General features: G+C 63.6%; 24 protein-coding genes and 1 pseudogene. 13 read left to right on the top strand and 12 right to left on the bottom strand.

What is annotated here, in order from left to right; genetic code table 11:
* Nucleotides 1-29: 29 nt before the first annotated feature.
* The 3 genes from AB4Y67_RS00385 to AB4Y67_RS00375 all read right to left on the bottom strand — a co-directional run bounded on the left by AB4Y67_RS00385 (nucleotide 30) and on the right by AB4Y67_RS00375 (nucleotide 3733).
* Entirely contained in the window at nucleotides 30-977 is a 948-nt protein-coding gene (locus tag AB4Y67_RS00385; RefSeq protein WP_441403838.1) for a phosphoglycerate dehydrogenase, read from the bottom strand.
* 119 nt (nucleotides 978-1096) lie between these two features.
* Nucleotides 1097-2473: a cation:dicarboxylate symporter family transporter gene (locus AB4Y67_RS00380; RefSeq protein WP_441403837.1), complete on the bottom strand. Its 1377-nt coding sequence runs from the start codon at nucleotides 2471-2473 to the stop codon at nucleotides 1097-1099.
* Nucleotides 2474-2566: 93 nt separating this feature from the next.
* Nucleotides 2567-3733, bottom strand: a complete 1167-nt coding sequence (locus tag AB4Y67_RS00375) for a mandelate racemase/muconate lactonizing enzyme family protein (protein WP_441403836.1) — start codon at nucleotides 3731-3733, stop codon at nucleotides 2567-2569.
* A gap of 235 nt (nucleotides 3734-3968) precedes the next feature.
* Between AB4Y67_RS00375 and AB4Y67_RS00370 the strand changes: the two genes are divergently transcribed.
* Entirely contained in the window at nucleotides 3969-4670 is a 702-nt protein-coding gene (locus AB4Y67_RS00370; protein WP_441403835.1) for a GntR family transcriptional regulator, read from the top strand.
* Between the two features lie 769 nt (nucleotides 4671-5439).
* Nucleotides 5440-6018: a GNAT family N-acetyltransferase gene (locus AB4Y67_RS00365; RefSeq protein ID WP_441403834.1), complete on the top strand. Its 579-nt coding sequence runs from the start codon at nucleotides 5440-5442 to the stop codon at nucleotides 6016-6018.
* A gap of 603 nt (nucleotides 6019-6621) precedes the next feature.
* Here the strand turns inward: AB4Y67_RS00365 and AB4Y67_RS00360 are convergent.
* Nucleotides 6622-6873: a DNA gyrase subunit A gene (locus AB4Y67_RS00360; protein WP_441403833.1), complete on the bottom strand. Its 252-nt coding sequence runs from the start codon at nucleotides 6871-6873 to the stop codon at nucleotides 6622-6624.
* Nucleotides 6874-7249: 376 nt separating this feature from the next.
* Between AB4Y67_RS00360 and AB4Y67_RS00355 the strand changes: the two genes are divergently transcribed.
* The 6 genes from AB4Y67_RS00355 (at nucleotide 7250) to AB4Y67_RS00330 (ending at nucleotide 12494) form a co-directional block, all read left to right on the top strand.
* Entirely contained in the window at nucleotides 7250-8098 is an 849-nt protein-coding gene (locus AB4Y67_RS00355) for an alkene reductase (RefSeq protein ID WP_441403832.1), read from the top strand.
* 9 nt (nucleotides 8099-8107) lie between these two features.
* Complete coding sequence (locus AB4Y67_RS00350; RefSeq protein WP_441403831.1) at nucleotides 8108-8326, top strand: hypothetical protein; 219 nt, start codon at nucleotides 8108-8110, stop codon at nucleotides 8324-8326.
* Between the two features lie 58 nt (nucleotides 8327-8384).
* On the top strand, nucleotides 8385-9098 hold the full coding sequence (locus tag AB4Y67_RS00345; RefSeq protein ID WP_441403830.1) for an SDR family oxidoreductase: 714 nt from the start codon (nucleotides 8385-8387) through the stop codon (nucleotides 9096-9098).
* 177 nt (nucleotides 9099-9275) lie between these two features.
* Nucleotides 9276-10274 (top strand): NADP-dependent oxidoreductase, encoded by a 999-nt coding sequence (locus AB4Y67_RS00340; protein WP_441403829.1) that lies wholly within the window; start codon nucleotides 9276-9278, stop codon nucleotides 10272-10274.
* Between the two features lie 48 nt (nucleotides 10275-10322).
* Nucleotides 10323-11189 (top strand): alpha/beta fold hydrolase, encoded by an 867-nt coding sequence (locus AB4Y67_RS00335; RefSeq protein WP_441403828.1) that lies wholly within the window; start codon nucleotides 10323-10325, stop codon nucleotides 11187-11189.
* Between the two features lie 702 nt (nucleotides 11190-11891).
* Nucleotides 11892-12494: a TetR/AcrR family transcriptional regulator gene (locus AB4Y67_RS00330; RefSeq protein WP_441403827.1), complete on the top strand. Its 603-nt coding sequence runs from the start codon at nucleotides 11892-11894 to the stop codon at nucleotides 12492-12494.
* A gap of 358 nt (nucleotides 12495-12852) precedes the next feature.
* On the opposite strand, the gene AB4Y67_RS00325 is transcribed toward AB4Y67_RS00330, so the two are convergent.
* The 7 genes and pseudogenes from AB4Y67_RS00325 to AB4Y67_RS00295 form a co-directional block, all read right to left on the bottom strand.
* A complete protein-coding gene (locus tag AB4Y67_RS00325; protein WP_441403826.1) occupies nucleotides 12853-13584 on the bottom strand; it encodes a lytic transglycosylase domain-containing protein in 732 nt (243 codons plus the stop codon).
* A gap of 476 nt (nucleotides 13585-14060) precedes the next feature.
* On the bottom strand, nucleotides 14061-15407 hold the full coding sequence (locus AB4Y67_RS00320; protein WP_441403825.1) for a dipeptidase: 1347 nt from the start codon (nucleotides 15405-15407) through the stop codon (nucleotides 14061-14063).
* A 3-nt stretch (nucleotides 15408-15410) separates the two neighbouring features.
* Nucleotides 15411-15857 carry a hypothetical protein gene (locus AB4Y67_RS00315; protein WP_441403824.1) on the bottom strand — a complete coding sequence of 149 codons (447 nt, stop codon included), beginning with the start codon at nucleotides 15855-15857 and terminating at the stop codon, nucleotides 15411-15413.
* Entirely contained in the window at nucleotides 15854-17296 is a 1443-nt protein-coding gene (locus tag AB4Y67_RS00310; protein ID WP_441403823.1) for an APC family permease, read from the bottom strand. The genes AB4Y67_RS00315 and AB4Y67_RS00310 overlap by 4 nt, the downstream gene beginning before the upstream one ends.
* A gap of 255 nt (nucleotides 17297-17551) precedes the next feature.
* Nucleotides 17552-18691: a M24 family metallopeptidase gene (locus AB4Y67_RS00305; RefSeq protein ID WP_441403822.1), complete on the bottom strand. Its 1140-nt coding sequence runs from the start codon at nucleotides 18689-18691 to the stop codon at nucleotides 17552-17554.
* Between the two features lie 139 nt (nucleotides 18692-18830).
* Nucleotides 18831-19010: pseudogene (locus AB4Y67_RS00300) on the bottom strand (4a-hydroxytetrahydrobiopterin dehydratase); the annotation flags it as partial.
* 312 nt (nucleotides 19011-19322) lie between these two features.
* Complete coding sequence (locus AB4Y67_RS00295; protein ID WP_441403821.1) at nucleotides 19323-19661, bottom strand: YnfA family protein; 339 nt, start codon at nucleotides 19659-19661, stop codon at nucleotides 19323-19325.
* 378 nt (nucleotides 19662-20039) lie between these two features.
* On the opposite strand from AB4Y67_RS00295, the gene AB4Y67_RS00290 reads away from it, so the two are divergent.
* A complete protein-coding gene (locus AB4Y67_RS00290) occupies nucleotides 20040-20372 on the top strand; it encodes a DUF7793 family protein (protein WP_441403820.1) in 333 nt (110 codons plus the stop codon).
* 269 nt (nucleotides 20373-20641) lie between these two features.
* On the opposite strand, the gene AB4Y67_RS00285 is transcribed toward AB4Y67_RS00290, so the two are convergent.
* Complete coding sequence (locus AB4Y67_RS00285; protein ID WP_441403819.1) at nucleotides 20642-20893, bottom strand: DUF1272 domain-containing protein; 252 nt, start codon at nucleotides 20891-20893, stop codon at nucleotides 20642-20644.
* 289 nt (nucleotides 20894-21182) lie between these two features.
* Between AB4Y67_RS00285 and AB4Y67_RS00280 the strand changes: the two genes are divergently transcribed.
* The 4 genes from AB4Y67_RS00280 (at nucleotide 21183) to AB4Y67_RS00265 (ending at nucleotide 24003) form a co-directional block, all read left to right on the top strand.
* Nucleotides 21183-21746 carry a dihydrofolate reductase family protein gene (locus AB4Y67_RS00280; protein ID WP_441403818.1) on the top strand — a complete coding sequence of 188 codons (564 nt, stop codon included), beginning with the start codon at nucleotides 21183-21185 and terminating at the stop codon, nucleotides 21744-21746.
* Between the two features lie 218 nt (nucleotides 21747-21964).
* Nucleotides 21965-22657: an MSMEG_4193 family putative phosphomutase gene (locus AB4Y67_RS00275; protein ID WP_441403817.1), complete on the top strand. Its 693-nt coding sequence runs from the start codon at nucleotides 21965-21967 to the stop codon at nucleotides 22655-22657.
* Between the two features lie 24 nt (nucleotides 22658-22681).
* Nucleotides 22682-23236 carry a DUF3090 domain-containing protein gene (locus AB4Y67_RS00270; RefSeq protein ID WP_441403816.1) on the top strand — a complete coding sequence of 185 codons (555 nt, stop codon included), beginning with the start codon at nucleotides 22682-22684 and terminating at the stop codon, nucleotides 23234-23236.
* The gene (locus tag AB4Y67_RS00265) at nucleotides 23236-24003 is read left to right on the top strand and encodes an SCO1664 family protein (protein ID WP_441403815.1); all 768 of its coding nucleotides are present in this window, start codon (nucleotides 23236-23238) and stop codon (nucleotides 24001-24003) included. The genes AB4Y67_RS00270 and AB4Y67_RS00265 overlap by 1 nt, the downstream gene beginning before the upstream one ends.
* The last annotated feature ends 15 nt before the right edge of the window (nucleotides 24004-24018 follow it).

Below are 24018 nucleotides of genomic sequence, written 5' to 3'. Positions count from 1 at the left end.
TCCTTCTTCGTCTTTATCGGGTGTTCGTATTAGCGGTCGACCGGGTGTGCCGGTTCGCGGTCTTCCAGGACGTCGATGACAGCGTGCGCGGCGGCCAGTCCGGCCCGTGTCCGGGCTTCGGCTGTCTGGCCGGCGAGGTGGGAGGTGATGAGCACGTTGTCCAGGCCCCGAAGAGGGCTGTCGCCGGGCAGGGGTTCGCTCTCAAGCACGTCCAGCGCGGCGCCGGCAATGGTGCCGTCGGAAAGTGCCTTTGCCAGGGCCTCTTCATCAATGAGTGAGCCGCGGGCCGTGTTGATGAGGACGGCGGTGTGTTTCATTGCGTGCAGCCGGGGCGCGTCGATGAGTTTGCCGATGCCCTGGCCTCCACGAGTGTGCAGGGAAAGGTAGTCAGCATCGCGGATGACGGTGTCGAGATCGGTGAACTGTACCGCGCTGTTATGGCGGTCGGGGTGGGCAGTGCTGACCAGGACGGTCATGCCGACGGCGACGCCCAGGCTTGCGGTGGCGCGTCCGCTGGGGCCGTAGCCGATGATGCCCAGGGCTGAACCGCGCAGTTCGTGGCCGGCTTCCCGGGGCCAGCGGCCTTGGCGTACCGCGGTTGTGACCTCCAAGAGGCGGCGTGCGGCCACGATGATCAGTCCGATGGTCAGTTCGGCCACGGAGTGGTGGTTTGTTCCGGGGGCGTTGCAGACCCTGATTCCTTGTGCGGCCGCGGCCTGGACGTCGATGGAGTCGTACCCCACGCCGCTGCGGGCGATGACTTGCAGGGAGGCAGCGCCGGTGAGCATGCCGGCCGTGACTGGCTCGCTGGCGAGGATCGCGCCGGATATGCCGTCGAACAACGAGCGACGTTCCTCAGGGGTCCGTGGCCCGCGGGATGGTGAGTAGACCGGTTCCAGACCGCGTTCGCGCAGGAGCTGGTCAACGGTATCTCCCGGGTGGAGGTAGTCGGTGGTGATCAGGATGCGTGGGGCCATGGTGCGGGTGGCTTCCTATTTTTGTTTGGTGCGGATGAGCTGCCGTCAACGGGCGGGGGTTATGGTTTGCGCGGCTCGGGGCCGCCGCGGTGTGCGCGGCGGCCCTGCCGGGTGCGGTGTTAGTGGACGTCGACCTTGTCCGCTTCCACAACGGTCGGTGGCTTTGATTCGATTTCGTTTTTCTTCTGGCCTGAGGCGTGCAGGGCGTTGCGGGCCTGTTCGGGATCGTAGTCCTTTTCCCATTTGCCGACGACGACGGCTGCCATCACGTTGCCAAGGACGTTGATGAACACCCGGCCTTCGTTCAGGAGCCGGTCGATGCCTACGATGAGGGCGAGGGCTGCCAGYGGGATGCCGCCGACTGAGCTCAGGGTGCTGGCCAGGACGATGAACGCGCCGCCGGCGATTCCCGCCGTGCCTTTGCTGGTGAGCATCATGACGCCGACCATGACGAGCTGCTGTTCCCAGGAGAGGTCCATGCCGACGGCCTGGGCCAGGAAGACTGAGGCCATGGTCAGGTAGACGGCGGACCCGTCGAGATTGAAGGAGAACCCGGACGGGATCACGATGCCTACTGTGGACTTGCCGACGCCCATGGCTTCGAGCTTCTTGATCAGCTGCGGGAGGACCGCTTCGCTCGAGCAGGTGCTCAGCGCAATCAGCAGCTCGGCCTTGAAGTAGCGCATCACAGTGAAGATGTTCAGTCCGCAGGCACGGGCGATGGTGCCCAGGACCACGAGGACGTAGAGGATGCAGGTCGCGGTGAACAGCAGGACGAGGTAACCCAATTGCTGAAGGCTGGCTGTTCCGTAGTTGGCCACCACGGCCGCGAGTGCGCCGAAAGTTCCGATGGGGGCAAGGCGCATGACCCAGTTGACGATCTTGAAGATGACCACGGACAGGGCCTGGATGCCCTTGGTGAGGAAGGCGCCGGATTCTCCGGAGACGTTCATGGCGGCACCGAACACGATGGAGACCATCAGCGCGGCGATGATGGTGTGGCCGGTCAGGGCGCCAAACAGCGATTCGGGAATGATGTTGTTGACGAACTCGAGGCCATCGAAGCCCTTATTAGCGGCCGCTGGCACCTTGCTGGCGTCCAGCTTGTCCGGGTCGATGTTCATACCTTCGCCGGGGCGGAAGACGTTGGCGACGATCAGGCCGATCAGCATCGAAACCAACGACAGGGCGATGAAGTAGCCCAGTGCCTTGACGCCGATGCGGCCGGCTTTGCGCAGGCTGTCCATCGAGGCGATGCCCAGGGACACCACGCAGAAAACCACAGGGATCACGATCATTTTCACCAGGGCGATGAACCAGTCGCTGAGCGGGGTGAGCTGTTTGCCGACTTCCGGCAGGAGAAAGCCGACGGCTATGCCCAGGACGGCACCCAGGACGACTTGGAACCAAAGTTCGCGCAGCAGCCGGCCGAACCGGGATCGTTGCTTCGGGGGGTGGACGGAATGTTGCGGGTTCTGCATGGTGTGGGACGACATCTTGGGTGCTCCTTTGCACGGCAGACAGAGAAAATTGGGGAGGTGCGGTCCCGGGCAGTGATGCTGCCCGGGACCGGGGCACTACCGGATTGGTCAGTTGTGCAGTGCGCGCAGGACCTTGTAGAACTCGGCCTTCCCTTCGAGCCCGATGCCCGGCAGATCGCCCGGGGCCACGCGGCTGTTGACGATGACGGCATCGTCGGTGAAGCCGCCGGTGGGCTGGAACTCGCCCGGGTAGGACTCGTTGCCGCCGAGCTTGAGGGCGGCGGCGATGTGCAGGGAGAACTGGTGCCCGCCGTGGGGGATGCAACGACGTGAGGACCAGCCGTGCTGGGACAGCATGTCCTGGATCCGGCGGTATTCGGTCAGGCCGTAGCTGAGGGCAGGGTCGACCTGGATGAAGTCGCGGTCCGGGCGCATCCCGCCGTAGCGGACCAGGTTGCGGGCGTCCTGGAGCGAGAACAGGTTCTCTCCGGTCGCGATCGGGTTCTTGTAGTGCTCGGAGAGGGTGGCGTTCAGGGCGTAGTCCAGCGGGTCGCCGACTTCCTCGTACCAGAACAGCCCGTACTGGTCGATGGCCTTGCCGTAAGCCAGCGCGGTCTCCAGGTCGAACTTGCCGTTGACGTCCACCATCAGGCGGGAGCCGTCGCCGTCGAGGACCTCGATCACGGCTTCGATGCGGCGGAGGTCCTCGGCGAGGTCGGCGCCGCCGATCTTCATTTTGACCACGTTGTAGCCTTTGGCGAGGAACCCGCGCATTTCGTTCTGCAGGTCCACCAGGCTCTTGCCGGGTGCGTAGTAGCCGCCGGCTGCGTAAACGAAGACGTCCTCGTCCGGGTTTCCGTCGCCGTAGTGATCTGAGATCCACCGGTACAGCGGCACACCGGCGATCTTGGCGGCCAGGTCGTGCAGGGCCATGTCGGCGACGCCGACGGCAACCGAACGCTCACCGTGGCCGCCGGGCTTCTCGTTGGACATCATCAGGTCCCATGCCTTCTCCGGCGAGAGCTGGCCGTCCGCATCAAGAAGGTCTTCGGACGGGGCATCCATGATGCGCGGCAGAATGCGGTCTGTCAGGATGCCCGTGGCGTTGTAGCGGCCGTTGGAGTTGAAGCCATAGCCAACCAGAGGCTTTCCATCGACGAACACGTCACTGACGAGGGCGATGATCGTGCAGTCCATCTTGGTGAAGTCAATGAACGCGTTCCGGATCGAGGAACTGATGGGAATGGTGCCGACGTGGGCGGAAACGATTTTCATCTTTGAATCTCTCCTAAGTCAATATCTTATTTCTTATAAGATTGGGCTTTGAGGGTTAGCCGAGCTATTGATGGGCGCGATACCCCCCGAGCGAATATCTTATAAGAACTTGGCTTCAAGRCTAGCTCGACAGTAACGGGAGGCACAAGCCCCTCCGAGGATTTCTTATAAGATGTTTCCGGACTACACTGAAGTGACGGGGGCCAGCACCCCAGTGACAGAACCGGAGCGGCGCATGAGCACGACGAACGTTTTTTCCAGCAAGGGCAGTCTGGCGTACAACGAACTCCGCCAGCTGATCCTCTCCGGCGGCCTTGCCCCGGGCTCCCGCATCTCCCAGTACGAACTGGCGGAGAACATGCAGATGAGCATCACTCCCCTGCGTGAAGCGATCCGGCGGCTCTCAAGCGAGGGGTTGATCATCATGGACACGCACCGGGATTCCAGGGTGGCCACCATGAGCGCCTCCGAAGCACGAGAACTCCTCGAAGTCCGCCTCTCACTCGAACCATCAGCAACGGAACTGGCAGCCTCCCGCCGGACTGACGCTGATATCGCCGCGATGCGCGCAGCAGCCGGGAAGCTGCTCCCCATCACACGAGTTTGGGGCGAGGACGCGATCACAGTGCATCGGGAATTCCACCGGGCCGTCTACGCTGCCTCGCACAACACCGTCTTGATCAAGCTCCTGGATGACTTGTGGGACAAGTCCGACCGATACCGCCGCATTGGCCTCGAGCTCCCTTCCGGGGATGAGCCCCGCACGATCGATCTGAACCAGCACCACCAGATCCTCGAGCTCGTCATCGCCGGCGACGGCGCAGGCGCCGCCGACCTCGCCCGCACCCACATCGCCAACAGCCTCACAGCCTCAGTAACCGGAGCCCTGGAGGAACGCGAGAACCTCCAGCCAGTAACTCTGGAGGAAACCGCCTAGTATCCGCCGAATTCCCTCCGGTCGTCAGGAACCGGCCGCTGCCGGCTCTTGTCCTGCACCGGCTTTCAGCCCGGGCATCTACGGGACCGACGGTGCGGAACTCACGCCCTAGCGCGCTCTTCATCGCGACAGCACGGTCATTGATGAGTTCAAGGTCGTCCACACCAGCCGTATGCCGTGCCTATTCAACCGGGCGCCCTACGTATGAGCACAGCGCTTTGACTCATCCACGCGCGAGCCGTCGAGTGCCCGCACGATTTCCGAGATCGTGAACCCCTGGTCGCGCAGGTGTGCGGCGTAGGCAATTTCCGTCCGATCGACCACCCCGGGCCGTTCGCTTCGTTGCCTTGGCCGGCGGCAACGGTACGGACGTTGCCGGCCGACGACGTCGGCTCCCAAGCTGGGTCATTGGTGATGCGACGTGGCCCCGCTCTCGCGATCCGTCGGATTTTGGCTGGCGGTTTCGCGAGCTTCCGCGCCAAGCGGACACGACGTCAACACTTCGGACAGAACACCTCCGGGTATTGCTTATGCAAGTTGTGCGGCGGCGTAACGGCCCCGCTTGCCTTGACGACTTCCGCCCATAGCGTGTTTATGGCCGAAGGAGCTTCCGACGGCCAGAGCGTCGCGCCAGCGACTCGGTTCGGCACGCAAACATGAAATCAGTGACTAAGGCGCGGGGATCGCCAACATGGCGCTCGTTGAACGACGGCAATTCGACGGCCCGGATCGACGTGACGTACCTTCCCCTCGGTGCGAGAATGTCTGCATGCCCACCTTCCTGGAGACTGAACGCCTCCTGCTCCGGCAGTTCACCCGCGATGATGCCGAGCTACTCGTGGAACTGGACAGCGATCCGCGCGTTATGCGGTACATCACCGGCGGTATCCCCACCTCCCGGGCCGAGATAGAAGGCGACTACCTCCCGGCATTCCTCGACTACTACCAGCGCTTTCCCGGCTACGGGTTATGGGCCGCACTCGAGAAGACGACCGGGGAATTCCTGGGCTGGTTCCACTTCCGGCCTGGCCCCGATGACCCACAAGATCAGCCGGAACTGGGATACCGGCTGCGCCACGCGGCCTGGGGAAAGGGACACGCGACGGAGGGATCGCGGGCGCTGATCGCGAAGGGGTTCGCCGAGTTCGGCGTGCAACGAATCGTCGCATCGACAATGGCAGTCAACACGGCATCCCGAAGGGTGATGGAGAAATCCGGGATGCGCCTCGTGCGGGCTTTCATCGCCGACTGGCCGGTATCCGTTCCGGGCGATGAGCACGGCGACGTCGAGTACGCGATCACCCGGGATGAATGGGAGGCTGACAATTCCCTCCTTCGTCCCCAGTGACCCGGCAGGTATCAGGCGGCCCGACCTAAGGCGCCGCAGCGAGGTCCGCGATTGACTCTGAGGGAACTCAACCCGGCTAGGCCAGCGCAAAATGCACAGCGGCGAGGCCGAGATGTCGGGCACGACCTCGGGCCGGCCCGTAGGCCGTGAGCTCCTGCCCTGGATGCCCGCTCCGCCCAGTCCTGACAACCACACCGGCGGTCGGCGCCAGGACAGCCGAACGGGTCGTCACCGAAGTCGTCCGCAAGAACTTCCCCACCGCCGGGTTCATAGATTCGCTGCCCCTTGGCCGGAGAACTCGATTCCAAGCTGGTTCCGGATAGCGTCGGCAACGCCCATGGTCCGGATTGATTCGGCGAGCGGCCGCCTTGGCGAGGTCAGCCAGGGTGGGCTCGGTCGCCGGTCCAATTTGCTTCTCCGTCACGATCACCCCGCGTGGTTCGCCCGTCCTCCATCAGGTGCAGCCCGTGGATCCCCACTTCGTCGATGCGAGGGCCCGACGGCCTCCCCTCGGTCACCTCCACTTCGGCGATCACGCGAGCCCACCAGCTCCGGTGTCCGGCGGCGCTCCCAACTGCCGCCTCCACACCGGCCAGTGTCAGCTCACCGGTCAGCATCATCCCAATAGGACCGCCTCCGCTGGTCCCGGGTGAATCTTCCGGCCTGCATGTCGAGGACTGCCCGGCTGCCATGTTCTCCCACGCCCAACAGTTGACCTACGCGACGGATTGCTTCGTCCACGTCCTCGGAATCGTCAATCACCTGGAAGACCTCGTCGCGCCGATCCATCGCCTGCACCAGAGCCTCGACGATCATCAACTGCTGCTCCCTCATCTGCCGCTCATGATCATCCATGCCGCGATTCTTGCACGACCGGCAGTCTTTGCGGCATTTCCGACCAGTTTGGGCATCCTTGGCCGGGCATCACGGGTCGCGCGCCGCCGGTTCAGGCAGCCAGCGTCGCCCAGATGAGCCCGGCAGTGCATACGACCGCCCACTGTCGCCGCGACGAGGGCCCAAGAGGTGGTGCGAATTCGCTCGGACATCCGCTGATCGAGTCTGGCACTCGTTTTGTCCTCCTGGTTCTCCTGGGAATATAGTCTGAGCGTACTCAGTTATGAGTGTAATCACTAACGTAATGGGCGCGGCGGCAAGTCTTAGCGTCCACGGGGCCGAACTTCGGCTGGATGGCGGTGATGCTCTGATACATCTAACGCATAAGGACTAACCCATGACCCTTTCCTCACTATGGCAACCACTGACACTTGGCCGCCTTGCCTTATCCCATCGACTGGCACTGGCACCCATGACCCGGAGCCGCTCCAACCCGGATGGTACGCCGGGTGACTTGGCGGCCGAGTACTACGGGCAGCGCTCCTCATTGGGGTTGATCATTACCGAGGGCACGCAGCCGTCGGCAGACGGGCAGGGCTATGCAAACACGCCGGGGATTTACACTCCCGAGCATGTCGAGGGCTGGCGAAGCGTCACCGAAGCAGTTCACGCCCGGGGTGCGGCGGTGTTCATCCAGCTCATGCATGTGGGCCGCATGTCCCACCCGGACAACACTCCTCACCACCGTCAGCCCGTGGCGCCTTCCGCAATCTCGGCAGATCAGGATATTTTCACGCCCACCGGACCCCAGAAGACGCCGACACCGCGAGAGCTGACCACGGAGGATATCCAGACCACCGTGGCTGACTTCCGACTCGCGGCAGCTTCGGCCATTGCAGCCGGCGCCGACGGAGTTGAAATTCATGGGGCCAACGGTTATCTCCTGCACCAATTCCTCTCCCCTAGCGCAAACCACCGCACCGACGCATATGGCGGATCAATAGGAAACCGGTCGAGGTTCGTGATCGAACTCGCCCACGCCCTGGCCGATGAAATCGGCGCAGACAGGGTGGGTATCCGCCTCTCCCCCGCCATGCCATTAGGTGGAATCAACGAGGGCGACACCGAGAGTGTGCGCGCTCAGTACCGGCACGTGGTAGGCAAGCTCGCGACCCTGAACCTGGCGTATCTGCACCTTCACCATGTAGGCGACGACGAACTGCTCCGCTCCCTCAGGGATATATAGCCTACGGCGGTGCTCGTGGTCCGCTATGGACGCAACCGCGGGCAGATAGCCGACGACGTCGCGGCCGGCCTTGCGGACGTTGCCCCACTGGGCCGTTATGCGCTGGCCAATCCCGACATCGTTGAGCGCCTGCGTTCAAACGCCCGCCCTAACGAGGTGGACCCCAGCACACTCTACGGCGGCGGGGCAGCCGGATACACCGACCACCCGGCCCTTGCCCACGCCTAATCCCGCACCATCCACGCCGACCGGCGCGGATGGAAATCAGCACAAGAAAGTTCGTGAAATGCACTCACTCAATGGAGCAGTCGTCCTCGTCACCGGCGCAAACGGCGGCATCGGAACCCACTTCGTCCACGGCGCCCTCGCACGCGGCGCCAGGAAGGTTTACGCCACCGCCCGGACCCCGCGCACCTGGGAGGACGAGCGCGTCGTCCCGCTCACCCTCGACATCACAGACCCGGACTCAATACGGGCTGCAGTCGATGCTGCTGGCGACGTCACAGTGTTGATCAACAACGCCGGAGCCAGCGTTGCAACCCCAGGCATCCTTACCCACACCGACGCGGAAATCCGGACCAATGTCGAGACGAACTTCCTCGGCCCCCTATTCGTCGCCCGCGCCTTCGCACCGATCCTGTCTGCGAAGGCCAAATCCGTAATCATCGACATCCACTCCGCAATGAGCTGGTACGCCGTCGGTGGCATTTACAGTGCCACCAAGGCCGCCCTTTGGTCGGCCACCAACTCGCTACGCCTGGAGCTCGCCCCCGAAGGGGTTCACGTGGTGGGCGTCCATGTCGGCTACGTTGACACGGCGATGGCTGCGCATGCCACCGACCCCAAGGTAGACCCGGCTGATCTGGTCACCACAGTATTGGATGCCGTCGAAGCCGGTGAGTACGAGGTTCTCGCCGACGAGACGTCTGTGCAGCTCAAGGCTGGACTCAGCGCCCCCATCGAGGCGCTCTACCCCCAACTTGCACTCAGCAAGTCCTAGACAGCGGCAGCGSCGTGGCGATGAATCCAGCTCATCACCACGGCGCTTTCCGTTACCGCTTGACAATTAACTGAGTTTAGTCATAATTGATTGTAGTCACTTTATCGAGACATCGCCCCCACGGCGAAGTTGCTGGTACCAACTACAAGAACATCCACCCAGAAGGAGCATCGCGGCATGCGGGCATTCGTTATCAACAAGTACAAGGACCCGCTGAGCGAAGCCGAGGTTGCTGAACCCACCGTCGCCGAACGGGACGTGCTCGTGCAGGTGCAAGCTGCCGGCCTGAACCAGCTGGACGAGAAGATCCGCCTGGGTGAGTTCAAACAGATCCTTCCCTACAAGCTCCAGCTGGTCCTCGGCAACGACCTAGCCGGCACCGTGCTGCGCGTCGGGGAAGGAGTGAAGGGGTTCAAGCCCGGCGATGAGGTCTACGCTCGTCCCAACGAGGACCGCATCGGCACATTTGCTGAACGTATTGCCGTCGCAGAGGAGGACCTTGCGCTCAAGCCCGTATCGGCCAGCATGGAGGAAGCCGGTTCGCTGCCACTGGTGGCTCTTACCGCATGGCAGGCCCTCGTCGAGCAGGGCAATGTGCAGCCAGGGCAGAAAGTTCTCATTCATGCCGGTGCAGGCGGAGTCGGTTCTATCGCCATCCAGCTGGCCAAGCATCTCGGCGCGACCGTTGCAACCACCGCCAGCAGCTCTAACGCCGGGTTCGTGCGGGACCTCGGCGCTGACATCGTTATCGACTATCGCACCCAGGACTTCGAGCAGCTTCTGAGCGGATACGATCTGGTGCTGGATAGCCTCGGAGGGCAAACCCTGCACAAATCACTCCGCATCCTCAAGCCCGGCGGGAAGGCGATTGGGATCGCCGGCCCGCCCGATCCGGTATTCGCCCGCAAAGCAGGCCTCAACCCCGTGCTGCGCCTGGCGATCACCGGGCTGAGCAGCAAGATTCGGAGGCAAGCCAGGAAGCTCGACGTCAGCTATGAGTTTCTCTTCATGCGTGCCAGCGGCGACCAACTACGTCAGATCAGCGCCCTAGTTGACGCCGGCGTACTGCGCCCCATCGTAGGGAAGGTCTTCACCTTCGGCCAGGCTCCAGAGGCACTCCAATCCCTGGCCGCAGGGGGCTTTCGGGGCAAAGCAGTGCTCACCGCCACCAGCTGACCCGCCGATAGCCACTATTCACGCAGAGAATCCAGGAGAACAGCCGTCATGGGCAACACCGACGCCCCCAACGAATCAGTCGTCACCTCGTACGCGAAGGCACCTGCCAGCACTGTAACCGCCGGAGGTGTCAGATACGCCTATCGCGAGCTTGGGCCGAAGGGCGGCATCCCCGTCGTGTTCTTCGTGCACCTGGCAGCCACCCTTGATAACTGGGACCCCCGTATCATCGACCCCATCGCCAAGAACCGCCACGTCATTACCTTCGACCAGCCCGGTGTCGGCGCTTCCACAGGACAAGTTCCCAACAGTATCGAAGCAATGGCCGACGACGCCTACACCTTCATCAATGCCCTCGGATTCGACAAGATAGATGTTTTCTCCTTCTCACTGGGCGGCATGGTCGCCCAGGATCTAACCATCAAACATCCCAATCTCGTCCGCAAGCTCGTGCTGACCGGAACCGGTCCGCGAGGAGGCAAAGACATCGACAAGGTCGTCGGCACCACCTACTGGGATATCCTCCGGGCAACCCTGACCCGGTCCGACCCCAAGGAATTCCTGTTCTTCAACCGCAACACCACCGGCAAACCCTCTGCGAAAGCCTTCATCAAACGCCTTGAGGAGCGAACTGAGAACCGTGACAAGCCAATCAGCCCCCGCGCATTTCAGACGCAGCTAAAGGCAATCCAGAAGTTCGGCCGCTCGGCCCCGTCTGACCTGTCCACCCTCAGTCAACCCACGCTCATCGCCAATGGCGACAACGACCGCATGGTGCCCTYGGCGCTCTCCGAAGAGCTGCATCACCGCATCGAGGGATCCGAATTGATCATCTACCCCGACTCCGGCCACGGTGGTATCTTCCAGTACCACACCCAGTTCGCACCCGCCGTCGCCGAATTCCTCGCCCCCTGACCACCACGCCCGCGATATGAAGGCATCAAAGGGGCGGCTCACCACCAACCACCGGACCGCACCTGGAACAGCACTTCACGTCCTCAGTCCTGTCATGGGTGCGCCGCGAGCAGTCCCGACAAACCGACATGGACTACTGGAAAGGCCCGCAACCACCGGGGTGGAGACCACCATCCCTGCGGACCGGAAGATCGACGGCATGGCGGAAGTCACCTTCCAATCGGCGCTTTCGCCGCTCAAGGGGCGCAAGCAGACCGCCTTGGCGTATAAGGACGAGGTCAACGCATTCCGCCGCACCCTCCTCTACGCCGGTCCGCCGAAAACTTCGCACTGGTATGACGTCACGTCCCCGGCAGAGACTGTCGGCGCTCGCGCGATCATTTACCTCCGCCGCCGCCCCGGTGTCCGCCCGACCGATTTCCGGCGGCTCGTGAAGAAGGGAATTGTTCCTGCCCTGGCTGACACTGGGATGCTGAAGGAATTGCGCACTCAGTCATTCATGCCATGGATTGAGAAGATGTGGGACACCCCAACGTCGCCCACGACAACCCGGCGGACCAACGCATCAATCATCCTGGGATTTGCCGACTCGGCAGCCTGCGCGGCCTTCAGCGGCAGCACTACTGTCTGGGAGGGCCCGGTCTGCGCAGCTTCGATATACTCATTATTGAGTCCAGTCAGTTTACGTCCAGAGGAAACCACATGCCTGTCACATCCCAGCCGATCGGACGGCGCGAGCGGAACAAGCAGGAGAAGCTGGACCGCATCACAGCCGCAGCCAGTGAGCTGTTCGCCGAATACGGGGTCGAGGACGTCACCACCCAGCAGATTGCCGACAAAGCCGACATCGGCACCGGAACCCTTTTCCTCTACGCCAAAACCAAGGGAGAACTCCTCCTCCTCGTTCAGAACGCCCACTACGCCGAAGCTCTCGAGCGGGGCCGGGCGGATGCTCAAACCATCCAGGATGCTCTGGGTGCGGTGATGGCCGTAGTGCGGCCCATCGTGGAGTGCAACCGAACCCAGATCGACAACGGACGCTTCTATCTGCGGGAAATGGTCTTCGGCGACCCTACGGAGCCACACCACAGCGCAGCTCTATCCATCGTTGCGCAGACCGAGGAGGCCATTGCCGCCATACTGGGCCGGGAAGAACTGGCCGGCGCGGGTGATGCCGCGACGACGGCGCGCATCGTCTCGGCGATCATGTTTGTCAGCATGGCGGCAAGTGTGAACGCTGGATTGGGAATTGAGGCACTGGTGCAGGACATCAGGACACAAATCAAACTGCTGATGCCCCGCTGACGCGGCCGCAAAATCGATCTGGACGCAGCCACTCGTTACGTTTGCGGTCGAGCGCACAATGCGCACCCATATTTGCCGTTCCAGAGCGCCGCAGACCATGTCGAAGGGATGCGGCCCTAACTGGGAGTCATTCTTCGATGGCGGGACTTTTCAGGAGACCGGCGGACTCTGTGACTTCATCGAGTGTGCTTTGGCTGAGATGAATTGTCGGATCCATGTGGCGGTCTCTGGATGGTCGAGATGCAGGCCGTGACGTGCGCCGCGAACCCGCACGAGGGTGGAGCAGCGGATGTGTTGATGGTCTCGTGGATCCACCGGCCCCCTGGCATTCACTGCCATGGGCCTTCAGCCCGTGGACTCATTCGGCGGTGCCCGTCTTCACGGCGTAGGCGGTGGCTTGGGTCCGCACCTGGCGAATGTAGGGATCGGACTGGTTGTAGGAGTAGATGGCGTCGGTCCATCCTTGGGCGGTTGAGAGGTCACGGCCGTGGGCGCATAGATAGGTCGCCGCGCTGAGGGCGGCGTCGTCGATGTTGAACGGGTCCGCTGTTCCGTCCCCGTTCCCGTCCCGGCCGACAAGCTGCCAGGTAGTGGGAATGAACTGCATGGGTCCGACGGCGTGGTCCCAGCGGGAGTCGCCGTCCAGGGCACCCGCGTCCGTGTCGGCGATGGCGGCGAATCCGTTGCCATCGAGGCTCGGGCCCACAATTGGGCCACTCGCCTGCCCTGCGGCGTTGACGCTGCCTCCGCCGTAAGTTCCGTGCGCTGATTCGACCGAGCCGACAGCTGCCACGGTGTTCCAGCCAATCCCGCACATCGGAGCGGAATCGTTGGCCGTGGCGGCCGCAGCAACATAGGCCCGGAGCGCGCGGGCCGGAATCCCGGTCTGCGCGGCAGCCCCGATGAGCCACTGGGCATCCGGGCTTGGCGTTACGTTCACGGCGGTGGTGATGCCGGTGGACAGCATTTCAAGTTTCGCCCCCGCTCGCGGGGGTGCAGAAAGAGCCCCGTAGGCGTCTGCGCCGGGCTGCCTGGTTACCCAGAACGAGAATGCGGTGATGACGCACACCGCGAACAGGCTGACAACCATAAGGCGTTTTAGACGGAGCACTGACTAATCAAACCATCCCAGCTCCCAGACCGAGTGCCGAACCGGTCCACGTCGGATCAAGAAGGCCGTCGGGTCGGTCTCGGATGCTTTGGCATAAGCCACGCAGGAGGCAGCTCCCCACGGCACATCGCCTCCCAAATCCAGCGTCATGTAGCAGACGCCGCAGGCAGGTCCAGAGGGCGCGAGACCAGGTTGCGAAGACCTATGACGATCTGGTCAAGGCGAGTCAGGACGTCGCGAGAGACGGGGTGGACGCCATTCAAGCGGCAGAAAACAAGTCGATCGGGCCGTCAAGGACGTTCCCGACGATGCCACGCTGACCCAGGCGGTCAACTCCCTGCGGGACGAAGCAGCCAACGTCCAGGCCGCGGTCAGCGACCTGCAAACGGCGGCCAAGTGCTAAATCTCGGAAGTTGGTCCGTCATGGCTGGTGAGGCACGGGCGGCCTGGCGCGGCTAGCCGGGCGTGGTTGCGTAGTGCTTCAGGAACAATGCCAGGGACTCGGCCAAGGCGCTGATCTCACTGGGCTCCACGCTTTCGTTCGGTGCGTGAATGAGGGCGAGGGGTTCCTCGACCCCTAGCAGGATGATCTCCGCATCCGGGTAGGTGTCGGCGAAGACGTTGCAGAGCGGGATAGATCCCCCTTGCCCCAGGGTTGCCATGGGCCGCCCATAGGCTTCCGACATCGCGGCGCTGATCGCTTCGAAGGCCGGGCCGCCGACTTCCGCCTGGAACGGCGATCCGATGGCCTCGAGGTCCACCGTGACGTGGACACCCCAGGGCGCTGCAGCCCGGAGATGGGTGACCAGGGCCGTGTGGGCGTCCGCTGCGGCCGTGCCGGGCGGGACACGCAGGTTCAGGCGCGCCGATGCCCGGGGCACGATCGACGCCGTCGAGCCGGTCACCGCCGGGCAGTCAATGCCGAGCACGGTGATGGCCGGCCGCGCCCAGAGCATGTCGGACACGCTGCCGTCTCCCAACAATGAGACGCCCTCGAGCACACCGGCGTCGTCGCGGAACTGCTCGGGCGGATAGGGCGCGCCGGTCCAGGTCTGGGCGTTGTCCAATCCGCTGACGGTTGTGTTGCCGTGCTTGTCCCGCAACGATCCCAGCATGGAGATCAGCGCGGCCAGCGCGTCCGGGGCTGCCCCGCCGAACATGCCGGAGTGGAGTTCGGATGCCATCGCCTCCACCGTCACGACCACATTGACCATTCCGCGCAGGGTCACGGTCGCCGCGGGGTGTCCCACGGCGGCGTTACCGGTGTCGCAGACCAGGATGCTGTCGGCCCGGAGCAGATCAGGGTGACTCTCGACGAAGGCCTCAAGTCCCCCGGTCCCCTGTTCCTCCGACCCCTCCACGACCAGCTTCAGGTTCACCGGCACGTCGTCGCCAAGCGCCCTGAGTGCAATCAGGTGGGCAAGTATGTTGCCCTTGCAGTCGGCGGAGCCGCGCCCGTACCAGCGGCCGCCCACTTCCGTGAGTTCGAAGGGCGGGGTCCGCCATGCTGCATCGTCGAGGGGCGGCTGAACGTCGTAGTGCGCGTAGAGGAGCACTGTCGGCGCGTCGGGATCGGGTCCCGGTCTCGAGCCGACGACGGCGTCTGAGCCGTCCGGTGTCCGCTCAAGGCGGGCATCCGAAAAGCCGAGCTCGGCGAATTTTTCGAGTACCCAGTGCGCCGCCCTTGCGCACTCCTCCGGGGGAAACTGCCGCGGGTCCGCCACAGAGCGGATGGCCACAAATTCGGCGAGCTCCCCCTGCGCCGGACGCATCAGATCGGCAATGCGGGAGCGTATGTCCACGGCTCACCCACCGCCCGACGTGTAGGTATTAAGGCCGTCGATGAACTGCTGGAAGTCAGCCAGCTTGTCCGGGCAATAGATCTTGATAATCGCGAGCTCGCCTCTGGCGACGCGGTCGCTCGCGATCACCGGCCTGTTTCCGGGCCCGGTTGCGCCGTTCGTCAGCTGGCTGTGGAAGATGGCCTGGCTCAACGCGTCGTTCGGGTTCGCGCAGACCGCGCCGCCGTCGTCGCCAAGCACCCGGGCAATCTGTTCGCGCGATGGGGCCGTTCCCCCGGCGGCATTGATCTCCGCGATCAGCTGGTCGGCCTTCGCCAGGGACTGCTGAGTCTCCCTCGCCGACCTGAAGTTCAGCAGGGCGACAACGGCGAATATCACGAGCAAGATCATGGAGACGATGTAAACGACCGAGCGGCCGCGCTTGGTGGAGGACTCCATATGGGTGCTCATGACTCCGGCACTCCCTTCTGCGCCGCGTCGTCAGGCAGCTTCCACGACGGTTTGCGGAACCTGTAGAAGAGGAACGGCACGAGCAGGCCAAGCCCCAGCGCGCCGCCGCCGACAATCAGGAAATAGACAATCGGATCGCCGTTGCCGAACTGCGACGGCGGGACGAACCCGACGAGCAGAGCGGCCAGGGATGCGGCAAACCCGACGCCGCACAGCCCGATCAGCATCGGCGCGCGGTAGCCGCGCGGGTGGTCCGGATCGTTGCGGCGGAGCCGGACGGCTGCCACGAACATCAGCAGGTACATGATCAGGTAGACCTGCGTGGTGATCACCGAGAAGATCCAGTACGCGCTGGAGACATCCGGGATCAGTGCGTAGCCGAGCGCGATCACGGTGGTGACAAGCCCTTGGACCACCAGGAGGTTCTGCTGAATGCCGTTCTTGTTCAGCTTTTGCAGGAACGGCGGGAGGTAGCCTTCCTCACGTGAGATCAGCAGCAGGCCCTTGGACGGACCGGCCAGCCAGGTCAGCATGCCGCCGAGGGAGGCAGCGACCAGCATGATTCCAAGGATCGGCGTGAGGGCTTGCAGGCTGAAAGACGCCAGCACTGCGTCGAAGGCCTGCATGACGCCCGCAGTGAGGGAGAGCTCCTCAGCCGGGACGATCCAGCTGATCGCCAAAGCCGGAAGGATGAAGATCAGGAGTACGAGTCCCATGGCCAGGAACATCGACTTCGGGTACTCCTTGGCCGGGTCCTTCAGCGAGGATACATGCACCGCATTCATTTCCATGCCGCTGTAGGACAGGAAGTTGTTCACGATCAGCACCAGACTGGCCAGCCCGGCCCATTCGGGGAGGAAGTTGGCCGCGGTCATCGGGGCGGCCGACTCGTTGCCCTGACCGAGGAACATGACGCCCAGGAAAACGAGTAGCGCGCCCGGGATCAGGGTCCCGATGATCAAACCTCCGCTGGCCAGGCCGGCCACACCCTTCGTGCCCCGGGAGGAGACATACACGCCGGCCCAGTAGAACACCACAATCACCAGCGCGGTCCAGACACCGTTGCTGGCCAGGTCCGGGTTGAACACATAGGCGAGCGTGCTCGCGACGAAACCCAGCAGAGTCGGGTAGTAGAAAATAGTCATCGCGAACTGGCACCAAACCGCCAGGAAACCCATGGGCTTGGAAATGCCCGTCGCGACCCACTTGTAGATACCGCCCTTCCACCCGGACGCCAGCTCGGCGGACACGAGAGAGGTGGGCAGCAGGAAGACGATGGCGGGAACCACGTACAGGAAGACGGAAGCGAGTCCGTAGACGGCCATGGTCGGGGCGGCTCGAAGGCTGGCCACCGAACTGGTGGTCATCAGCGCAAGGGCCACCCAGGAGATCCACACGGCGGTGGGCACTTTCGGGCGGGCCATAGTCTGATCGCTCACGGCAACCACATCCCGGGGCGCTCCGCGGTGGCAGCCACAGGCCAGACGGGGCTCACCCGCCTGGGGCATGTAGTCAACGGCTTGAACATGCCACTACCCCCTTATCGCACAGTGTGCTCGGTGTCTACAGCATGGACCTAGGAATTAGCCGCGAATAGTATCCATCTCCTCTTATTGACCGGCCGCCGCGGTGCTATTCTGGCCGCCCTCGGAGGCGCTTCCAGAGCAGGTCGGCGATCAGGCCAGTCGGGCAAACTACTGGACGATTCTCATCTCGCGCGAGGTCTGGTTGAGTCGCCGTCCGCCGTCGGGAACGACCGTCACAATGTCCTCGATCCGTACGCCGAACCTGCCCGGCAGGTAGATACCGGGCTCGATCGAGAAGCACATGCCGGGGTGGAGGATCTGGGTTTCGCCCTCGACCATGTACGGTGGCTCGTGAGTGGTCAGTCCGATTCCGTGCCCGACGCGGTGAATAAAGTAGTCGCCGTAGCCGGCTTCAGTGATCACCGCCCGGGACACGCGGTCAATCTCCTGGCACTCGACGCCCGGCCGCACGGCCTCGAACCCGGCCTGCTGTGCGAGTCTGACGACGTCGTGAACCTCGCGCTCCTCGGCGGTAGGTTCACCGACGTGCACGGTCCGCGTCGTGTCTGATCCGTAGCCGTGCTTGAGGCCGCCGAAGTCGAGCACCACCATGTCGCCGTCCTCGATGATCCGCGGGCCGATCTCGTGGTGAGGGTTGGCGCCGTTCGGGCCCGAGCCGACAACGGTGAAGTCCACCTGCGAATGACCGAATTGGCGAAGCAGGGCGGCGAGATCAGAGCCGACGTCGGTCTCGCTGCGCCCAGCGAACCGCACAGTGACGATCTCCTCGTACGCCTGGTCTGCGGCGGCGCCGGCCGCCGCCAGCCGCTCGATCTCATCGTCATCCTTGATCGCCCGAAGCATCGGCAGGGCGGTTGTCATCGAAACGTAGGACGACTTGGGCAGTCGATCCTGCAGGCCGAGGAGGTGCATGGCCCAAGCCGAGTCAGAGACGGCATAGCGTCCCGCGCCGGCCATCAGCGTCGCAGATTCCGTGTAGGGGTCGCTCCCGTCGGTCCAGTCGGTGATCCGCAGAATCGAGGCGCCGGCGGCCGCTTCCGCGTCGGGCCGCTCGAGCTTCGGAACGAAGATGGCAGGCTCCGCGTCGACGGGGATCACGAGCATGGTTATGCGTTCAGTGATGGCCACGGGTGCATACCCGGTCAGGTACAGGAGGTCCGGTCCGGGAGTGACCAGGATGCCGTCGAGCCCGGCATCCTGGGCGGCGTTGGCTGCTCGCCGCAACCGCTCAGCGAAGTCATCCGCGGTGAACGGAGCCGGCTCGGAAAGGCTGCGATGATCACTCATGGTTCGCATTTTCGTGCGCCGGGCAGCACTGGTCAACCCATCGCCCGGACGGCCTCTCCAGTAGCTCTGCATCACCCGTCGCAGGGACCGAGCAACAACGGACCGGCGGACCGGCGCCGCCGGTCAACCGCACTGGCTTTTAGTCCTTCTTCGCAGCGGACACGTCGATGCATACGATTCCCTGGTTGCCGTCCTGTTCGGCAAGCACGGTGAGCGAGGGCGCATTGCTGGCATCGACGACGGTCCCGCCCGCGGCGAGGGCGGCGGCGATCCGTTGTTCAGCCACCTCGGGCGCCACATATACCTCGATGTGGAACCGCTGACGCGAGGTCTCGTGCTAGTCGGCGTCCCCGAACCACAGGCACGGTACCCGTCCCGTGGCGTCCCGGATTGCGTCCGCAAGGTCGACTCCGCCAAAGCGATCGACGCGCGGCTCAACGACCTCGTTCCGAGCTCATAAGAAAGATCCTCGTCTGCACCGCCGCGAGCGAAGTCCAGTTCCGGCAGCTGTTCGTCGACGCCGCGCGTTAGCATCGGCTCAGACATCGCACCCGCTCCCCTGGCATAAAGCGCACCGGTCGGCCGTGCAGCCCATGCCAGTACGGCACGGCGGGGCGGCAGCTCCTCGAATTCAGCCGGCGTTCCGCGGCGCGAACATGATGATGGCGACTCCCGCAAGGCAAACGACGGAACCAGCGACATCCCACCGATCGGGGCGGAAACCGTCAAAAACCATGCCCCAGGCAAGAGACCCGGCCACAAACACTCCACCGTAAGCCGCGAGGATGCGGCCAAAATGCGCGTCAGGCTGAAGCGTGGCAACAAATCCATAAATACCCAGTGCGATGACCCCCAACCCTGCCCACCACCACGACTTGCCCTCCCGCACGGCCTGCCAGACCAGCCAGGCCCCACCAATCTCGGCAGCAGCGGCAAGTATAAAAAGTAGTACGGATTTTGCGATCGTCATGGATCCATCATCGCCTGCCCGTCCCTGCCTCAGCCGACCAGCAGCTTTATGTGGCGAGACTACCCGGCACGTGGAAGCGACGTAGTCAGTGTTGTCCGGGAACATCCCCGCGGAGTCGAACTGCAACCCACAAGCCACAGCACCCGCATATGTAGCAAGGTTCCGACCCTTGAGCGTGGCGCCAATGGTCCCGTGCACAATCCCATGCGGATTGGTTCGGCCGAACATCGCCGACACGTCGGCAACTAATGGCCCGGATAGGTCAATCAAGTCGCTGACCGCGGCGCGGGGCGACACGACTGGAGAAGTCCAGGGACTAGGATCTACGAAATGATTCAAGGCCGAATTGCTGCCGCCGGCGGGAAGAATTCTCTCTGCGTGGTCGCAGGGATAGTGGTAAGCGTCTGGCGGCCTGGTTCCTTTGTGGATGTCGACGACGCCCGGGACGCCATGCTTGCTGTGGAGCGCATCAGCGGTGGGACTCCGATGCCAATGCTCTCGCACATGACCGACGTTGAGTTCAGCGCAGCGGCTCGATATGCCTTCGCGCAAAGTACGGGTGTCCTGGCTATCGCCGTCCTTGGGTCCAGCGCTGTTGACCGGGTCATGGCCGCCGGCACCAGCCGTCAAACCACCTACCCACACCGATTTTTCCTGTCCGAGGAGGCCGCCAAAGCCTGGTTGACCGGGATCGCCAGAGGCGGCGAGTAGGCAGCCGGGCCACAGTGTTTCATCCGCGTCTTAGCGGGACAGCCAGCGAGGGGCGCCAGCCACCTAACGCACGACGGCGGCCCTCACCGTTCGGCGAGGGCCGCCGTCGTAGTTGAGTGCGGGTGGGGGTGGAAGCGTTAGCGGACGAGCGTTCTGCGGAGGCCCCTCATGAAGACCACAACCTTAATCAAGTTGTTCCTCACGAACAAGACCCTTTGAAACAGGGTATGAACGATTGCGCCAGCTTCCTCTTTCGAATTAGAAGGCCCCTAATACCCGACGACCTTTTTGAGGCAATCCGGAGATACAACCCTTTTAGTGCCGGCTGGGTTGTTGGCCAGGGCGGCAACAGGCCGGATGGGGCGACGCTGAAGATCTCCCCCGCAGTTTGGACAAGACCGATGCGGGAAGCGTTCGACGCAGGCCGGACACCAGGTGCACTCAAACGTGCAAATGTAGGCCTCGTCAGAGGGAGAAATATCGCGGTCGCAGCATTCGCAATTTGGGCGGATCTCAAGCATCCAGCAACTCTACCTCTGGGAAACCGCCTTGGATGAGGGCTCGGCTTTGAGCCCACGCAGCATCTTGAGGAATATCAAACCACTGGTTTGCAGACGACCGTATTCGGCGTGGGGTCCGTTCGGGGGGGATCCTCCACCGGGAAGCTCGGTTGAAAAGCGGACCGAAGCTATGGCATCCAGATCCAGGGCAGTTAAGGTGGCTCCATGAGGGACAGGAAGCTGCCGATCGTATGCGGGACGACAGCGTTCAATGACGCCCTCCACCACCACGAGACGGAAGGCTGGCGCCGTGCGGAAACTGATCTACGGCATGAATCTGACCCTGGACGGCTACATCGCCGCGGCCGGCGACGACATCGGCTGGGGCGGGCCGAGCTCCGAATTGTTCCAGTGGTGGCTCGACCAGGAACGGGCTAGCGGCCTGTCGCTGTATGGCCGCAAGCTCTGGGAGACCATGAGCTCCTACTGGCCCACCGGCGACCAGCAGCCCAACGCCACCCCGGCGGAGATCGAGTTCGCGCGGAACTGGCGGGACACACCAAAGATTGTGTTCTCCTCGACGATCGACAAGGTCGACTGGAACACCCGTCTGGTCACCGGCGACGCGATCACCGAGATCACCCGGCTCAAGGCCGAGGACGGCGGCCCGATGAGCATCGGCGGCGCAACGCTCGCCGCGGCTGCCATGCGGGCCGGGCTGATCGACGAATACGCCCTGGCCACCCATCCGGTCCTGGTGGGCGGCGGCACCCCGTTCTTCACCTCGCTGGACAACTGGGTGAACCTGAACCTGGTGGAGACGCGGACGTTTCCCGACGGCGTTACCCTGACCAGGTACGAGACGAGGCACTGAGGGCAATCCCTCCGCGCGGCCGGCCTTCCTCCTGAACCGTTCGACGGCGGACGACAGTCCCGCAGCTCTAGGTATCGGGGTATGTCCACCCCCGCCGGATTGCCAGTTTCAGAAGTCGTCTACACCAAGGGTTCCGCCAGTACTTTATCTGCCTGCTCGGCGCGTGGCCCTGTACGGTTCATTGCGCCATCGACCCACCGGGTGGTTAGGCTGTGTGGATGGCGACAGTTATTCTCGTGCGGCACGGCCGCACCACAGCCAATGCCACTGGTCTCCTGGCCGGTCGGGCCGTCGGCGTCAGCCTGGACGAGGTCGGGCGCGACCAGGCGGCTGTGACCGGAGACCGGATCGCTGCCGTGCCCGTAGTCGGGGTGGTGTCGAGCCCTCTTGAGCGTTGTCAGCAGACCGCCCAGCTCATCCTCGATCGCCAGGCTGGCACGCCGTACGCGCCGGTCGATCCGGCTCTTACCGAATGCGATTACGGCCAATGGCAGGGCCGCACGCTCAGTGATCTCGCGACCGAGGATTTGTGGCCCGCTGTGCAGTCGCAACCGTCCGCCGTCGTCTTTCCCGGCGGTGAATCCATGGCAGCAATGCAGGCTCGGTCGGTCGCAGCGATTCGACGCCACGATGCAGCCTTCGAGGCCGAATACGGGCCAGGGGCAGTGTGGGTGGCAGTGAGCCACGGTGACATCATCAAGTCAATCCTGGCCGACGCGTTCGGCATGCACCTTGACCTGTTCCAGCGCATTAACGTGGGCCCCGCCTCCGTATCGATCGTGCGCTACGGCGCTAGCCGGCCGATCGTTTACGCGACCAACACCGACGCGGGTGATCTGTCGTGGCTGTCGAACGGCCTCCACTCTGGCGATGCGCCGGTGGGCGGCGGTGCAGGGCAAAAGCTGCCATGAACCTCGTGCGCCTAGAATATTGACATGCCTACACGTGTACACGAGTTTGCCTGGCCCGATCGGGTCGTCGTTGGCACCATTGGCCGTCCGGGGGCGCGTACGTTTTACCTGCAGGTGCGAGCAGGGACGCAGATCGTGAGTATCGCACTGGAAAAGCAGCAGTCCGCTCTGCTCGCGGAGAAGGTCGACGAAATTCTCGACCAACTCGGCACCGTCGAGGGCAACCCCTTCAGCGTTCCCACGAGTACTCCCATTGAACTAGTCGACAATGACCCGCTCGAGGCCGTCCAGGAGCAGTTCCGCACCGGCGCCATGACCCTGGGGTGGGACCCAACCACTGCCCAGGTCGTCATCGAGGCCCACCCCATTACCGATGTCGATGCCGATGACAACGACGAATCGCTGGACGAGCACGGCGCTAACGAGCCAGAAATGCTGCTGGTGCGAATGCCGGTCGGCACCGCCCGCGCATTCGCCAAGCGCACCCGTGAGATCGTGGGCGCAGGGCGTCCCACGTGCCCGCTCTGCGGTAACCCCATGGACGCCGACGGGCACATCTGCACCTTTCCCGAGGTCTGATGCCCGTGCCGGACCTCGTGACCGCCGAGCTGATGCTCACCGGCCGCATCACGACGGCGTCAAACGCTACATTTCTGGGCAGTATCGGCGACGTGGTGGTCGTCTATAAACCGATTGCAGGGGAAAGCCCGCTGTGGGATTTTCCCCGCGGCACCCTGGCTCACCGGGAGGTGGCCGCCTACCTGGTTTCGCAGGCCTTTGGCTGGGACGTTGTGCCGCACACCTGGCTGCGCGGGGGTCCGTTGGGCGAAGGAATGGTGCAGCTCTGGCAAGAGCAAGACCCCGCCCAAGTCGCCGTGAACCTGGTCGCGACGGACCAGGTGCCGGAAACTGGGTGGAAACACGTTCTGGAGGGACGAGATGAGAACGGACGGATGGTCGCCCTCATTCACGAAGACTCGCCAGCGCTGAGACGAATGGCAGTGTTCGACATGGTCGTCAACAACGCCGACCGCAAAGGCGACCACATTCTTGCCATGACCGACGGACACCGGCACGGCGTAGACCACGGGCTCACCTTTCACCGTGACCACAAGCTGCGCACGGTGCTGTGGGGATGGCTGGGAGACGCTCTGACCGCCGAGGAACGCGACGGCATTGATCGTGTCAGTGAAGGACTGCACGGTGGACTGGGCCGAGCCTTGGCGGACCTGCTCAGCGCCGAAGAAATCGCATCCCTCGCCGCGCGCTGCGCCCGGTTGCGTCTGGCAGGGCGTTTTCCGGCTCCGAGCGGCGGGATGCCGGCGGTGCCATGGCCGCTGTTCTAACGTAATTGCGGCAAA

Source organism: Arthrobacter sp. YAF17 (genome assembly GCF_052113365.1).
Classification (GTDB): Bacteria; Actinomycetota; Actinomycetes; order Actinomycetales; family Micrococcaceae; genus Arthrobacter.
This window is presented reverse-complemented; position numbering and strand designations above follow the sequence as displayed.